Origin of the sequence: Streptococcus parasanguinis, assembly GCF_047463195.1 — a bacterium.
Taxonomy (GTDB): Bacteria; Bacillota; Bacilli; order Lactobacillales; family Streptococcaceae; genus Streptococcus; species Streptococcus parasanguinis_R.
In genome coordinates this window covers 1-15,582 of record NZ_JASHEI010000003.1, presented here as the reverse complement: position 1 = coordinate 15,582, position 15,582 = coordinate 1, and the positions used below count along the sequence as shown (strand labels likewise).

Sequence of the window (15,582 nt, the reverse complement as noted above, 5' to 3'; positions counted from 1 at the left end):
GATGTCTCTTATGCACGAGAAACGTAAGTTCCTTCAGCTGTATTGATAATCAATTTTTGTCCTGCTTCGATGAAGTCTGGAACGTTTACCACAAGGCCAGTTTCCATTGTAGCTGGTTTACCAGAACCTGTCACAGTAGCACCTTTGATAGATGGTTGAGTTTCTGCAACAGTCAATTCAACAGTTGTAGGAACTGTTACACCGATTACTTCGCTTCCGTAGAATTGAATTTTTACTTCTGAGTTTTCAAGGATGTAAAGCAATTCTTGTTCTACGTTCACAACTGGAATTTCATATTGGTCATATGTTTCTGTGTTCATGAAGTAAGCTGTATCATCCATTTTGTACAAGTATTGAGCTGGAACAGTTTCGATAATCGCTTGTTCAAATTTTTCTTCTGGACGGTAGCTTGTATCAAATGTTGAACCAGTACGGACATCACGCAATTTCATACGCATGATAGTATTTCCTTTACCTGGTTTGTGGTGGCTAGCTTCCAAAACGCGGATTAATTTTCCGTCAGCTGTTTCAAAAGTCATACCAGCTTTCAATTTACTTGCTTCGATCATGTTTTATTACCTCTTTATTAAAAATAGATTACTCTTTATTGTAACACACTATTTGATTTTTCTCAAACAGCAATTTTCTCTTTTTAGGAAGGCTAGAAGGCGGAGAGAGATTGCAGGAACGAGTCCTTCGAATCTCTACATTTCCACCACCAGCTTCACAATTCCTTATTGGTCTACAGGCACAATATTGCCATCAGCATCTTTGGTGACATGGACATACTTTCCATCTACTTCAATGTAGAAGGTATGTGGCTTGTCTTGCGCTGGAGAGGCTTGTTTTTGAAGGTCATTGCCAAGGGCTTGACCCAAGTTCATCCCCATGATCATGTTCATGCCATTGCCACCTTCATTTTTAGCAGCTGCCACCAAGGCTTCATTGCGAGCACGACGTTCTTCGATTTCAATGGTATTGTACTTCATCGCTGCCAATTCACTGTCCAGTTTATTGACCTTGGCCATACTGTCTGCATCGTAGCTCAAATCTTCGATGAGGACATTGGTTAATTCGATACCATATAATTCTGTCCACGTTTTGTTGACTTCGCGTTTTGCAACTTCATTGAAGACATCTTGGTCCGCATTGATATTGTAGATGTCTGCCTTATTTTCAGCCGTATATTTTGAAATGGCTACTGCAATTTTTGGTGCTAGATTTTGGCGCAAGGTTCCCTGAGCCACATCTTCCAAGGTAAATGGCTTATCTGCAGTGATTTGACGACTGACTGCACTGATGTAAAAGAGTACAGGATCTGCCACTTTAACATCATAAAGACCATAAAAACGAATGCTAAGAAGTTGTTGGTAACGGTCGCTAAAGTACTCGACTGGATTTTGAGTGCCAAATTTATTTCCTGTAAAAGGTTGCATCCGCACAAAAATAATTTCTTGTTGGGTGACCACTTGGCCTCCAAACGAGAAGCGGTTCTTGAACTGATCCCACGTTCCTTTCACACCACCTTTTTCAAACAACCAGGCATTTTCACCGGCTTGCCATTCGTGGCTCCCTGCTTCTAGAAGGTCTCCTAGAAACGTTCCATTATTGACCAAGAGAGCAACATAGCCTTGAGGAACAATGACAACAGATCCATCTGTCAATAGACCTGTATTTTGGTTGCTCTGGCGAGAGCGCCCATCTGGATCTTTGGTCAAGAGCTGTCCCTTAATGGCCAAAGCTGTTGCTGGAACAGCTTCTGGCAAGGTAATGGCTTCCTTAAATTTACTATCTTGAAAACTTGAAATGCCCGCTGAAAGGGCTGCTTTAATAAATCCCATACATTCTCCTATCTGTAGAATTCAATTTCATCCACAACTTCGTAGACATCCAAGACCCAATCTTTTGGATTGTGCTTCAAGGATGCTTGGCAATATTCACACTTGTCGATTGAATCAATCGTCAATGGCGCACCACAGTTCGGACAATGATCACTAACGACTTCTGAATTCTTAATGATCTCTGTCTGCGCTCCATGTTCACGGAGGAAGACCATGCGGTAAACGGTAAAGAGATCTTTGGTTGGATCCCCTTCGATCACACGACCCGTTTCATCATTTCGGATGTAATCTCTCATCGTCGATGACAGAATGACTTCGATGCGGTCATTGCCTTCTGGATTTTCGATAAAGTCTTTGATCTTGGAATCTTCCACACGCACGCGCTCTAGAACATTGGTTGTTTTGGCACGAATATGTTCTTGTAACTGCGTCAAGTGCTGCTCATAAAGACTCGTACTTTCTAAGTTCCGCACAGAATTCCAATCTTTTTCTGTCCAAGCAGACTGTAATTGAAGATAAACCAGCTTGACTTGCGACAAGAAGCGGTCTTCATCAAACATTGGATCCAGTTTACGGATGCGGCGAATCGCTTCATAGTTGTTTTCAATTGGTCGACCGGCCCGCTCTTCGGTTGTCCGTTTTGGACCACTATTTGAAGAGAATGATTCATCACTATCATTAGCCTCTTTTGCAATATTATAGATAAATCCAATCAATCCAACGATAGCAAAAACTGCCACTACACCACCAGAGTCTGTTCCAGAACTAGAACTGTAGCTACTGGATCCACCAGACCAACTGCTGCCACCAGACCAACTACTTCCGCCATCGGACCAGCTACTGCCACCATCGGACCAACTGCTACCGCCACCTGAATCAATCAAGCTACTGCCACCACTATCTGTATTACCGACACCTGCATGGGCAGAAGGAGCAAATACAAATAGCAGGACTACTAGAAAAATTCCAACTATTACACTTCGTTTTTTCATAGGCCTCTTTTCTTATCTTTGTTTGTTACACAGGGGTTAAGAAAATACTGTCTATTTTATAGGACAATCAATTCTTTAGGAGCAAGGGTCAAGACTTCACAGCCTGTTTCTGTGATCAAGAGGTCATCTTCGATCCGCACACCAGAGAGACCTTCGATATAAATACCTGGCTCATCTGTTAAGACCATCCCTGCTTGAATCGCTTCTTTAGACGTTTGGCTGAAATATGGTTCTTCGTGGATATCTAGCCCAATTCCATGACCGATTCCATGAGTAAAATATTGGCCATAGCCGGCTGCCTCGATCACATCACGTGGGATTTTATCAAAATATCGGAAGCCAAGTCCATCTTTAGCAGCAGCAATCAAGGCTTGATTGGCTTTCAAAACAGTTTCGTAAATTTCTCTTTCCTTGTCGCTGACATGACCCGCATAGATAGTCCGTGTCATATCGCTGACATAGTGGTCATACAAGCAACCAAAATCAAGGGTCAAGGCATCTCCTGCTGAAATCACTCGATCACTTGGAGTCGCGTGAGGCATCGCAGAGCGTTCACCAGCTGCTGAAATAATATCGAAAGATACACCAGAAGCTCCCAACTCCCGCATTCTAAAATCGAGGAAAGTCGCTGCTTCCAACTCTGTCGTTTTCCCTACCTTAATATAGTCTAAAATCTCATGGAAGGCTTGGTCAGAGATGCTACAAGCTTTTTTAATGGCCGCAATCTCCGTTTCATCCTTAATCAAGCGCAATTCCATGACAAAGTTCGCTAGGGATTGAAGGCTGATGCCACTGAAAACAGAAGCCATACGGGCATGGTAGGCTACCGTCACTTCGTCCTCAAAACCAAGTTCTTTGATTCCAAGATCCTTAACGATCTCTGCAGCTGCAGTCAACTCATCGCGAGTTTCCACAATCTCTACAAAGGGGAAACAAGTCGCATGAGCATGGATGGTGTAGCGCGAATCCGTAAAGAGGACCACGCGTTCTTCTGTCACCAAAGCAGTCCCGTTTGAACCCCAGAAATTGGTCAAATAATAAACATTTTTCAAATTGTTAATCAATACCGCTTTGAGGTTTTGGGCTTTCATTTTGCTTCTTAAGTTGCTGATCCGTTGATTCATTGTAATTTTCCTTTCAAATATTGTCCTGTGTAGCTAGCAGGATTTGTTGCTACTTCTTCTGGTGTTCCGGTCGCAATAATAGTTCCGCCACCGACACCGCCTTCGGGTCCTAAATCGATGATATGATCTGCTGTCTTAATGACATCCAAATTGTGCTCAATCACAAGGACCGTATTGCCATCATCCACAAATCGCTCTAAGACTTTGATCAAGCGAGAAATGTCTTCAGTATGGAGTCCGGTCGTTGGTTCATCCAAGATATAGAAGGATTTCCCTGTAGAGCGCTTGTGCAATTCAGAAGCCAACTTCATCCGCTGCGCTTCCCCACCTGAAAGGGTGGTCGCTGGTTGCCCCAGCGTTACATAGCCCAAGCCCACATCTTGGATGGTCTTGAGTTTGCGTTCAATTTTTGGAATGTGCTTGAAGAATTCAACTGCCTTATTGACCGTCATATCCAGCACTTCTGCAATATTTTTTTCCTTGTAGTGGACTTCGAGGGTCTCACTATTGTAACGACGTCCATGGCAGACCTCACAAGGAACAAAGACATCCGGCAAGAAGTGCATTTCAATCTTGATGATCCCATCTCCTGAGCAGGCTTCACAACGCCCGCCCTTGACATTGAAACTAAAGCGGCCTTTTTTATAGCCCCGAATTTTGGCTTCATTGGTCTGAGCAAAGAGATCGCGAATGTCATCAAAGACGCCTGTATAGGTCGCTGGATTGGAACGAGGAGTGCGACCAATCGGGCTTTGATCAATGTCGATCAAGCGATCGATATGCTCAATCCCCTGAATCGTCTTGTATTTCCCTGGTTTTTCCGAATTGCGGTTGAGCTTTTGAGCGATGGCTTTTTTCAAGATGCCATTGATCAAGGTCGATTTTCCAGAACCGGAAACTCCAGTGACTGCGATGAATTTTCCTAGAGGAAAGCGTGCTGTGATGTCTTGTAAGTTATTCTCACTGGCCCCCGTAATTTCAATAGAACGGCCATTTCCTGAACGGCGCTCTGTTGGAACCGGAATCTTGCGCTTGCCGGACAAATACTGGCCAGTGATGGATTTGCTGTTGCGAGCCACCTGCTTTGGAGTTCCAGCCGCAACGATCTCTCCCCCAAAGACACCGGCACCTGGGCCGACGTCGATCAGGTAGTCTGCCTCTCTCATGGTATCTTCATCATGTTCGACGACGATCAAGGTGTTGCCTAAATCGCGCATCTTCTTGAGACTGGCAATCAGGCGGTCATTGTCCCTTTGATGGAGGCCGATAGACGGCTCATCCAAGATATAAAGGACACCAGAGAGGTTGGACCCGATCTGGGTTGCCAAGCGAATGCGCTGGCTTTCTCCACCTGATAAGGTCCCAGCAGATCGTGACAAGGTCAAGTAATTGAGCCCCACATTGTTTAAGAAGGTCAAGCGATCCTTGATCTCTTTTAGGATCGGTCTTGCAATCGTAGCTTCATTGTCCGTTAAGACCAGCTGGTCCACGGCTTTTAAGTGGTCCGCAATTGATAGATCTGACACTTCCCCGATATGCATCCCCTTTTCTCCTCCGACACGAACAGAGAGAGCTTGGTCATTGAGACGGTAGCCGTGGCAGGTCGCACAGGTCAATTCGTTCATATAAGAGCGCATTTGGTTGCGGGTGAAATCACTATTGGTCTCACGGAAACGACGGTGAATATTGTTTACGACCCCTTCAAAAGGAATCTCGATATCTCGAACTCCACCAAACTCATTTTCATAGTGGAAGTGGAATTCCTTCCCGTTTGACCCATAGAGAACCAAGTCCTTTTCTTCTTGAGAAAGATCTGAGAAAGGCTGATCCATATCAATGCCAAAATGGATCATGGCCTGCTCCAGCATCTGAGGATAGTAGTTGGAAGAGATCGGATTCCAAGGAGCAAGAGCTCCTTCACGAAGGGTTAAGCGATCATCTGGCACCACCAAATCCAAGTCCACCTCTAGCTTAATACCCAGCCCATCACAGTCTGGACAGGAGCCGAAAGGCGCATTGAAAGAAAAGAGACGGGGCTCTAATTCAGGAACGGTAAAGCCACAGACTGGACAAGCATAATGCTCCGAAAAGAGCAGTTCCTTTCCATCCATAGTATCAATCACCACATAACCGTCCGCTATCCGAAGAGCTGCCTCAATCGAATCAAAGAGACGCGAGCGGATGCCCTCTTTGATCACGATCCGGTCCACCACCACTTCAATCGTGTGCTGTTTGCTTTTAGACAGTTCTGGGACCTCTGTCACATCATAGATCTCACCGTCAACTCGAACCCGAACATAGCCGTCTTTTTGGACTTTTTCAATGATATTCTTGTGCTGGCCTTTTTTCTTGCGGATAATGGGAGCTAGAATTTGCAGGCGTTGGCGCTCTGGTAATTCCAAGACTTGATCGACAATTTGCTCAACCGAAGAAGCGGTAATAGCGCCATGTCCATTGATACAATAAGGCGTCCCTACACGCGCATAGAGCAGGCGCAGGTAGTCATTGATCTCTGTTGCCGTCCCCACTGTAGAACGTGGGTTTTTACTGGTCGTTTTTTGGTCGATGGAAATGGCTGGACTCAAGCCGTCAATAGAGTCGACATCTGGTTTTTCCATATTTCCCAAGAACTGCCGGGCATAGGCCGATAAGCTCTCTACGTAGCGGCGCTGACCTTCTGCATAGAGGGTATCAAAGGCAAGACTGGACTTTCCAGATCCAGACAAACCCGTCACCACGACTAATTTGTCCCGTGGAATTTCCACGTCTATATTTTTTAAATTATGGGCACGTGCCCCATGAATGACAATTTTATCTTGCATGTTCTTACTCTAATCACCTTTTTGTTAACCTCCATTATAACAAATTTTTTAGTATTCTTTTATCCAAAACCGTCCTTTTTCTGATATAATGTTAAGGTGTAAAGAAACAAGGGGAGGCACCATGAAACAGGTCTTTTTATCGACAACGACTGAATTTAAGGAAATAGAGACGCTGGAACCTGGTAGCTGGATCAACCTTGTCAATCCTTCCCAAAGTGAATCGATGGAAATCGCCTCTGCTTTTAACATCGATATTGCCGACTTACGGGCACCACTCGATGCGGAAGAAATGTCCCGTATGACCATCGAAGATGAGTATACCTTGATCATCGTCGACGTTCCCATCAAGGAAGAGCGGAACAATCAGACCTACTATGTCACCATCCCTTTGGGAATCATCCTAACAGAAGAGGCTATCATCACGACTTGCTTGGAGAAATTGCCGCTTCTCGATATCTTTATCAACCGACGCTTGCGGAATTTCTATACCTTTATGAGGTCACGCTTTATCTTTCAGATCCTCTATCGCAATGCTGAACTCTACTTATCTGCGCTTCGTACCCTGGATCGAAAGAGCGAACAGATTGAAAGCCAATTGCACAAATCAACGCGTAATGAAGAGCTGATTGAGTTGATGGAGTTAGAAAAAACCATCGTCTACTTTAAGGCCTCACTGAAAACCAATGAGCGCGTGATCAAGAAATTGACCAGTGCCACTAGCAACATCAAGAAATACCTAGAAGACGAAGATCTACTGGAAGATACCTTGATCGAAACCCAGCAAGCCATTGAGATGGCGGATATTTATGGAAACATCCTCCACTCCATGACCGATACCTTCGCATCAATCATCTCCAACAACCAGAATAACATCATGAAGACCTTGGCCATGGTGACCATCGTCATGTCCATCCCAACCATGATTTTCTCGGCCTACGGGATGAACTTCAAAGACAATGAATTACCGCTCAATGGAGAACCAAACGCCTTCTGGCTGATCATTTTCATCGCCTTTGCCCTGACCGGGTCTCTCGTCGTCTACCTCATCCATAAAAAATGGTTCTAACCAAACTTGTACATCAAAGGAGTAACTATGTCTCAAACCGACCTTCATCAACTTAGTAAGAAAAATCAAGAATTTATCCGGATCGCCAAACACCAATTGCTTGAAAACGGAAAGACAGAGGAAGAAGCAGAAAGCCTCATCCAAGAAATTCTTCCAGCTATCCATGAAAACCAAGGAAAAGGAATTCCGGCACGGACCCTTTTTGGAGCTCCAACTGTATGGGCGAATTCTTTCAGCGAGAAAGAACGCTATGAAAAAGAGCATCCGAAATTAAACGATGCTCCCTCTCTCATGATTTTGGATTCCTTCCTCTTTATCTTTGGTGTTTTTGCTGCGATTAGCGCCTTTATGAACTTGGTCGCACCGCGTCGTACTGGCTATGGGTTGATCACCTTGATTCTTGGAAGTTTGACAGGGGCCCTGCTCTTGTATCTCATGTACTACTTCTTCTATCAGTATATGGATGGCACCAAAGATCGCAGCGAGCGTCCCTCTCTTTGGAAATCCATGCCGATTCTTGTTGGAGTCATGTTCCTTTGGGTCATTGTCTTGTCCTTTACTTCCCTACTCCCACAGGTTCTCAACCCAACTATTCCAGATGTCCTTGCCATCGTTTTAGGAGCTTTAGCACTTGTCCTTCGCTTCTACCTCAAGAAACGCTTTAATATTAAAAGTTCGAGCACAGCACCCGCAACTCGTCGCTAAAAAGAAACGGATGAAGTTTTCATCCGTTTTTGTTTTACTGTATTTCCCTGTTCAATCTTTTTGAAAAATAGAGGACTAAGTCATCATTGTTTTCACAAGAACTGTAAGGGGCTAAGGGGTGATCACTAAACCAAACCCCAGATCCATCTGGGATATAGCCCCGTTTGACATACAGTCTTTGAGCTGGGCCATAACCCGAGTGTAAACCAACCCCTAAAGTAACAATCTCTGATAGTAGCCGGACTCTTTTTTCTGCCTCCTCTAAGAGTTGATTCCCAATCCCTCGATTTCTAAATGGTTCAAAAACATTAAAATCAGATAGTTCAGGATAGACTCCCACGAAAGGGCCGTGCTTGGCAGCAGGCAATATAGTGATATAGCCTGCCACAAATCCATCCGACTCAGCTACTAATACGTCCCTCTCTCTATTCTCCTGCTCTTGAAAATAGCTAGTCAAGATATCCTCTCTACCTGGCCACCCTTGGTGGATAAAGGCTTGAGAGATGTGCTCAATATCTGCCTTTATCATCCTCCTGATGATTACACCTTCCTTCATAGTTCCCTCCTTGATACCTTTCTCCCCTCATTATAGCATAATCAGAGCTTGGGAAAGTTCAAAGAGCTTCACACGGACCTAACACACTATCACATTTCTATGCTCGCAAAAAAAGATCCAATGGGTCTGAAAAAGAGGTCCACTGGACCTCAACTCGCCCTTACATTTCCAAGCTCGTGAAAAAAAGACCCGTTTGGGTCTTAATTCGCTCTCTTGTCTTCAAGCTCATGAAAAAAAGACCCGTTAGGGTCTTTTTTTTAATCTTCGTTTACGAAAGGCATCAAAGCCATTACGCGAGCGCGTTTGATAGCTGTTGTTACTTTACGTTGGTTCTTCGCTGAAGTTCCAGTTACACGACGAGGAAGGATTTTCCCACGTTCTGAAACGAAACGGCTAAGAAGCTCAGTATCTTTGTAATCGACATATTCGATTTTGTTTGCTGCGATGTAATCAACTTTTTTACGGCGTTTGAATCCGCCACGACGTTGTTGAGCCATGTTTAATTCTCCTTTATAGTTTTAATTCGTTAAACCCATTCTTAGAATGGAAGATCGTCGTCTGAGATATCCATTGGATTCGCTCCAAATGGATTTTCTTCACGACCAAAGTTTGGCGCTGCATTGCTTGGTTCAGATCCACCAAAGCTTGGGGTTGCATTTCCAGCAAAACCACCGTTGCCTGATGAATAACCACCACCTGCATGCCCTTCGCGTGCTGCACGGCTTTCCAATAGTTGGAAGCTGTCTGCTACGACTTCAGTGACATAAACACGTTGACCTTGCTGGTTTTCGTAATTACGTGTTTGAATGCGACCGGTAATCCCAATCAAAGCACCTTTCTTAGCCCAGTTGGCTAAGTTTTCTGCTTGCTGACGCCAGATCACACAGTTGATGAAATCGGCTTCGCGTTCTCCATTTTGACTCTTGAAGTTGCGGTTGACAGCTAGGCTGAAAGTAGCAACTGCTTGATTGCTTGGAGTGTAGCGAAGTTCAGCATCACGGGTCATACGACCGACAAGTACAACATTGTTAATCATAAGTCACCTCGGATGATTTCTTACGCGTCAACTTTTACGATCATGTGACGAAGAATGTCACCGTTGATTTTTGAAAGACGGTCGAACTCGTTAAGAGCTACAGCGTCGTTCGCTTCAACGTTTACGATGTGGTAAAGTCCTTCACGGAAATCTTGGATTTCGTATGCAAGACGACGTTTTTCCCAATCTTTTGATTCAACAACAGTTGCACCGTTGTCAGTCAAGATAGAATCGAAACGTGCTACCAAAGCGTTTTTAGCTTCTTCTTCAATGTTTGGACGAATAATATAAAGAATTTCGTATTTAGCCATTGATAATGTTCCTCCTTTTGGACTAATGACCCCCTGTCTTTGCAAGGGGTAAGTGAGGTTTACTCACAAGAAACTATTATACCAGACTTTTCGAACAAAGGCAAGAATTATCTTTAGGATTTAAAAAATGATTTCTGGACGTCCCCTTCGAGAAAAAAGAAAGAAATGTCCTAAAAAATGATATTTTATAGAAGAAACTATTCCCACTCTTCCTCTCCTTTCCTTAAAGAAAACTGATATCAGTTAGCTTTAAGCTTGAGTCTTTATACTAGCTACAACAAATCTCAAGAAACGAGGAACGATTATGAATTATCTTATCATCCCCGCCTATCAACCGGATCTGAATCTTGTCAAACTGGTTCGCTTGGTCCACGCCAAGAGCGATCTCCACATCATCGTGGTCGACGATGGGAGTGATGCTGACAAAAAAGTGATTTTTGACAAATTAGAGGGTCTTGCGACAGTTCTGACCCATGAGCACAACCAAGGAAAAGGGCAAGCTCTCAAGACTGCTTATGCATACATCCTAGAAAGAGGCACCTATGGAAGCATTGTTACAGCTGATGCAGACGGTCAGCACAAAATTTGGGATATTTTCAGGGTTGTTAACCAATCTCAAGAGCATCCTGGAACACTTATTCTAGGAGCCCGCGCCTTCTCTGGAAAAGTTCCTTTGCGTTCCGCCTTCGGAAATAAATTGACCCGCTTCTTATTTAAGCAACAAACCGGAGTGGCGGTCAGCGATACCCAAACGGGCCTACGGGCTTTCACTACGAATCTCTTGCCTTTCATGCTTGAGGTTGACGGACAGCGCTATGAATATGAAATGAATGTACTCCTCGCAGCAAGCAAATCCTTCCCCATCGTGGAAGTTCCCATCGAGACGGCCTACATCAATGACAACGAAGGCTCCCATTTCCGACCTATTCGAGATGGCCTCATGATCTACAAGGACATGTTCAAATTTGCCCTCTCCTCTCTGAGTAGTTTTATCGTTGACTATCTGGTCTACGCCTTCTTCCTTTTCGTGATGATGGCCGTGCCCATTAGTCTACGTATTCTCCTAGCCAATGGGATCGCTCGTGTAACGAGTTCCATCTTTAACTACTCGACCAATAAGCACCTAGTCTTTAAGAACAAAGACAGCGTCGCTAAAACTGGAAGTGGCTACTTTGGCCTAGCCCTCGGCCTCTTTATTCTCGATACGCTCTTGATTCGACTCTTCTATACTGCTTTCGGGCTCAATCTCCTGATCAGTAAGATTGTCGTTGGCTTCCTCCTCTTTCTGGTCTCATGGGTGATCCAGAAAAAAGTGATCTTCAAAGAAAGGACTGCTCCCCACCATGAAATTCTTTAAAAAATCCTACACCTATGCTGCCTGCTTTGGCCTTCTTTTGACCAGCAGTTTTAGCTACTCGATGCTCAAGACCTTTGTCTTATCCGATGCCATCCAAACCGTAAAAGCTACGACTACGGATACTAAAGCAGCAAAAAAAGCAGCTGCATCGGCAACAACGACCGATACCAGCTATTCAGATGACAATATCCAGGTGACTTTAACAGAAAAAACGGTTGAAAATACCCAGGTTTACATTGCAGATATCACAGTCAGCTCATCTGACTACCTCAAAACAGCCTTTGCACAAAACACATACGGAACCAACGTGACAGCTAAGACCTCTGTCACAGCTGCCAACAACAGTGCCATTCTGGCAGTGAATGGTGACTATTACGGGGCTAACAGTACAGGATACGTCATCCGAAATGGAGTGGTCTACCGCGATACCGTTCGGGAAGATTCAAGCAATGGTGACCTAGCCATTTACAAGGATGGATCCTTCAAAATTATCTACGAAGATGAGATCTCTGCAGATCAATTGGTCAAGGACGGGGTCGTCAATCTCCTCGCTTTCGGTCCTTCCTTAGTTGAAAATGGAGAAATTACCGTCGATACCAACTCAGAAGTTGGACAATCCATGGCATCCAACCCACGTACAGCGATTGGGATCATCGATGAAAACCACTACATTATCGTCGTGTCAGATGGACGGACTTCAGAAAGTGAAGGACTGTCTCTCTACCAATTAGCGGAAGTGATGAAGTCTTATGGCGTTAAAACAGCCTACAACTTGGATGGTGGTGGATCTTCTACCCTTTATTTCAATGGCCAAGTTATTAACAAACCAACTACAAATGGTACTATTTCAGAAAGGGCGGTGAGCGACATTGTCTACATCGGTTACTAATCCTATCAAACAACGATTGAAAAAAACGATTCTCTGGTATCCTCTTATTTCAGCTTTCTTCTTCGTTGGAAGTCGCATCTATGAACACTTTAGTTTTGGCGAAACCTCTGCCTTCATGCACTACCTCTTCTTTATTCCTTTGATCGGTGGCACCCTACTAGTGCTTCTACAGTTGATGGTGAAAGGCTTCTCTCGCCTGAGTCTCAATCTTTGGAATTCTGGAGTGGCTACGCTCACAGCCGGAGCCCTCTACCGAGGGATTGTTAACCTCTCTGGTCGATCTACTACAATGGATCAACCCTATTATTACCTTGGAGTTGCCTTTCTAGCACTAGCTCTGATCAGCCTCTTCTTTGTCCGCAGTGTCTGGGTGGAAAAAACAGCCTAAGACATGAAAAACGTCCGTTTCTTAAAAAAACGGACGTTTTTTAGGGTAAGTTAACGGATGAAGAACTTAACCTTCACATTTTTTGCTGACTACAAAGCCTGCTAAAGCTAGTGAGGTCATGCCAAAGAGGCTAAGGACTGTGGAAGCCAATTCTTCTTGACCTGTTTTTGGAAGACCCGTTGCTGGTGTAGCAGCTACTTCTGCTTGGCCACCCGTATGATAAGTGACAGCGACTGGTTTGACACTTGCCACTTCTTTTGTTTCGCTTGCAGCTGGTTGAGCTGGAGTTACTGGGTTTTCAGGTTGAGATGTTGGGGTAGTAGGAGTCACTGGAGCTACAGGATGGACTGGATTTACAGGACTTACTGGATCAACTGGCGATGGCTGTGGTTCCTGTTGTGGTTGAGGTTCTGGAGTTGGTTTTTCTTCTTCCACTTTTTCCACAAATGTCTTGTTACCCAAGATTGAAGCAGATAACTTCTTCCCTGCCTTATTCACATCTTCGATGTATTGGATAAAGACTTCTGTATCTGGATTAATAGCACCGATCAATTTTGTATCGCGGAAGACTGAGAAGCCATCACCACCACCATACAAGAAGTCGTTGATAATCGCCTTGTAGGTCTTGTTGCGATCAATTTCAGTTCCGTCTGCCTTGTAAGCTTTCACGACCTTATAAGGATTTTCTTCCGTTGCATCGGCTGGTTTCGTATAGGTGTACTTGATCCCTGCCATTTGCAAGAAGTAAAGCTCTTTCTCATCATATTGTTGATCCAAAGCTTTGTAGATTTGGTCCCCAGTGATTTCTACTACTTGGAGGATATTTCCAAATGGTTGCACTGCTTGAGCTGCACCCCAAGTGACTGTTCCGTCTGGTTTCACCACGAGGTCTGCACGAATTCCTCCATTATTGGTGAAGGCAAAGTCAACATCTGGATAACCTGATTTTTTGGCAATATCTAGTTGCGCTGCTGTGACCAAATCTCCAACAGCACTTTCTTTTTGCGCATTCAATTCACGGGTAATATTTTCAGCTTTGTCTGCTGTACCGATTTTTGCTTCTGTTACTTTTTTAACCGTCGCATTGGCATCATCGATGATCGCTTGAACCTTGGCATCTTTTGCTTTGCCTTTCGATGGATCTACCGCAATAATCTTAGCAGTTGGAGCTTTGACAAAGTCAGCTGTATCCGTATCTAGGACCCCACGGACATCCGAGTAAGCTTTCCCTTGAGACGTACCTTGAACAATCAAGGTATTTCCAACCATCCCGTTTGTATATTGGTGGTTATGACCTGCAAAGACGATATCCACTGAGTTTTCAGGATAGATTTGGTTTAATTTTTTGATCATGTCTGCAGCAGGACCTTCTGCTACCCCATTTTTACTTGTTGCAGCAACGTGGGCCAAGACAGCGATAGCATGAACGCCTTGGTCATTCAGTTCACGCGCATATTTGGCAATGGATTCTGCTTCATCCAAAACACGGTATTGTTCATGATTTTTACGCAAAACAAGATTTGGGAATTCTGTCGTAACAACCCCGATAAATCCGACCTTAACGGTCTTGTCATTGACTGGGATTTCTTTGATGGTATAAGGTTTCCAGTCAAATGGGATTTTGTTAGTATCTTTGTCAACCAAGTTGGCAATTACAACTTCTTGTTTAGAAGCTTCATGAGGATACTCATCGACGATCTTATTGAATTGACCAGGTGTTGGGGCTTCTCCCTTCATGATCCGGTTGAATTCACCAAGTCCTTCGTCAAACTCGTGATTTCCAAGAGTGCCATATTCAAAGTTCATTTCATTGAAGACTTTTACAGTTGGTTCATCTTGAAGGAGGGCAGAGTTGGCTGGACTAGCGCCGACCATATCTCCCGCTTGCACACGGATGCTGGCATTTGGCGTTCCGGCATTCTCCGTTTCAAAGTCTTTTTGCGAATCGTTCAAATAGGTTGCCAAAAGTGGGGCTGTTCCTGCATTTTTCACAGTTTCGCCTTCTAAACGAGCTGTCCCTGTTTGTTCCAAGGCACCGTGGAAGTCATTGACGCCCATGAACTGCACAGGCAATTCGTCTGCAAAAACGCTATTGATCGCAAAAACACTAAGACCTGCAGCGACCGCTAGGATACTGCTTTTCAAGATAATTTTTTTCTTCATAGAATACTCCATTTTCTAATGTAGAACACTTCTCCAAAAAGGAGAACGCAGAACAGTTGAATTGCTGCAATCAGCTCTTCCATTTTACTATTTTTTCGGTTTTACTTCAATATTTTCCTGGAAACTCTTGCAATTTTATTTGAAAACGCTTGATTTCCGAACATCTATTCTCATCCTCTTACTTTTGTTACTTGCTGTTCATCACAAAAGAGGCTGGGACAAAAGTCCTAGCCTCTCAATTATTTTTGGATTGTCGAGCAAGACGCAGTGGTTGAGTGGGCTCTACTACGCTGATTTCATCAGCTTTTACAGCCCTACTCAACTGTGCGGAG

General features: G+C 44.2%; 15 protein-coding genes. 5 read left to right on the top strand and 10 right to left on the bottom strand.

The features are described from left to right. Positions 1 to 8: 8 nt before the first annotated feature. The 5 genes from efp to uvrA all read right to left on the bottom strand — a co-directional run bounded on the left by efp (position 9) and on the right by uvrA (position 6,779). The gene (efp, locus tag QM870_RS03120) at positions 9 to 569 is read right to left on the bottom strand and encodes an elongation factor P (RefSeq protein ID WP_023919007.1); all 561 of its coding nucleotides are present in this window, start codon (positions 567 to 569) and stop codon (positions 9 to 11) included. A 165-nt stretch (positions 570 to 734) separates the two neighbouring features. Then, a complete protein-coding gene (locus QM870_RS03115) occupies positions 735 to 1,841 on the bottom strand; it encodes an SPFH domain-containing protein (protein ID WP_003008607.1) in 1,107 nt (368 codons plus the stop codon). A gap of 8 nt (positions 1,842 to 1,849) precedes the next feature. Beyond that, positions 1,850 to 2,833 (bottom strand): TIM44-like domain-containing protein, encoded by a 984-nt coding sequence (locus QM870_RS03110; protein WP_070595422.1) that lies wholly within the window; start codon positions 2,831 to 2,833, stop codon positions 1,850 to 1,852. 56 nt (positions 2,834 to 2,889) lie between these two features. Then, positions 2,890 to 3,957: a M24 family metallopeptidase gene (locus tag QM870_RS03105; RefSeq protein ID WP_414368568.1), complete on the bottom strand. Its 1,068-nt coding sequence runs from the start codon at positions 3,955 to 3,957 to the stop codon at positions 2,890 to 2,892. Further along, on the bottom strand, positions 3,954 to 6,779 hold the full coding sequence (gene uvrA / locus QM870_RS03100; RefSeq protein WP_070595427.1) for an excinuclease ABC subunit UvrA: 2,826 nt from the start codon (positions 6,777 to 6,779) through the stop codon (positions 3,954 to 3,956). The genes QM870_RS03105 and uvrA overlap by 4 nt, the downstream gene beginning before the upstream one ends. A gap of 121 nt (positions 6,780 to 6,900) precedes the next feature. Between uvrA and QM870_RS03095 the strand changes: the two genes are divergently transcribed. Beyond that, positions 6,901 to 7,845, top strand: coding sequence for a magnesium transporter CorA family protein (locus QM870_RS03095; protein WP_031576884.1), 945 nt, complete (start codon positions 6,901 to 6,903; stop codon positions 7,843 to 7,845). A gap of 27 nt (positions 7,846 to 7,872) precedes the next feature. Then, a complete protein-coding gene (locus QM870_RS03090) occupies positions 7,873 to 8,550 on the top strand; it encodes a DUF1129 domain-containing protein (protein WP_003008618.1) in 678 nt (225 codons plus the stop codon). Between the two features lie 34 nt (positions 8,551 to 8,584). Here the strand turns inward: QM870_RS03090 and QM870_RS03085 are convergent, their stop codons facing one another. The 4 genes from QM870_RS03085 to rpsF form a co-directional block, all read right to left on the bottom strand. Then, a complete protein-coding gene (locus tag QM870_RS03085; protein WP_023919016.1) occupies positions 8,585 to 9,106 on the bottom strand; it encodes a GNAT family N-acetyltransferase in 522 nt (173 codons plus the stop codon). 257 nt (positions 9,107 to 9,363) lie between these two features. Then, positions 9,364 to 9,603 (bottom strand): 30S ribosomal protein S18, encoded by a 240-nt coding sequence (gene rpsR / locus QM870_RS03080; protein ID WP_000068664.1) that lies wholly within the window; start codon positions 9,601 to 9,603, stop codon positions 9,364 to 9,366. 41 nt (positions 9,604 to 9,644) lie between these two features. Next, positions 9,645 to 10,142, bottom strand: coding sequence for a single-stranded DNA-binding protein (locus QM870_RS03075; protein WP_003008622.1), 498 nt, complete (start codon positions 10,140 to 10,142; stop codon positions 9,645 to 9,647). Positions 10,143 to 10,162: 20 nt separating this feature from the next. Next, positions 10,163 to 10,453 (bottom strand): 30S ribosomal protein S6, encoded by a 291-nt coding sequence (gene rpsF / locus QM870_RS03070; protein ID WP_003005040.1) that lies wholly within the window; start codon positions 10,451 to 10,453, stop codon positions 10,163 to 10,165. A gap of 304 nt (positions 10,454 to 10,757) precedes the next feature. On the opposite strand from rpsF, the gene QM870_RS03065 reads away from it, so the two are divergent. Genes QM870_RS03065 through QM870_RS03055 form a run of 3 tightly spaced genes read left to right on the top strand, consistent with a single transcriptional unit; the run spans position 10,758 to position 13,087 of the window. Further along, a complete protein-coding gene (locus QM870_RS03065; RefSeq protein WP_031576918.1) occupies positions 10,758 to 11,810 on the top strand; it encodes a bifunctional glycosyltransferase family 2/GtrA family protein in 1,053 nt (350 codons plus the stop codon). After that, on the top strand, positions 11,797 to 12,699 hold the full coding sequence (locus tag QM870_RS03060; RefSeq protein ID WP_031576920.1) for a phosphodiester glycosidase family protein: 903 nt from the start codon (positions 11,797 to 11,799) through the stop codon (positions 12,697 to 12,699). The genes QM870_RS03065 and QM870_RS03060 overlap by 14 nt, the downstream gene beginning before the upstream one ends. Beyond that, positions 12,680 to 13,087, top strand: a complete 408-nt coding sequence (locus QM870_RS03055; RefSeq protein ID WP_037585728.1) for a hypothetical protein — start codon at positions 12,680 to 12,682, stop codon at positions 13,085 to 13,087. Before QM870_RS03060 ends, QM870_RS03055 begins: the two co-directional genes overlap by 20 nt. Positions 13,088 to 13,153: 66 nt before the next feature. On the opposite strand, the gene QM870_RS03050 is transcribed toward QM870_RS03055, so the two are convergent. After that, the gene (locus QM870_RS03050) at positions 13,154 to 15,250 is read right to left on the bottom strand and encodes a surface-anchored 5'-nucleotidase (RefSeq protein ID WP_414368562.1); all 2,097 of its coding nucleotides are present in this window, start codon (positions 15,248 to 15,250) and stop codon (positions 13,154 to 13,156) included. Positions 15,251 to 15,582: the final 332 nt, after the last annotated feature.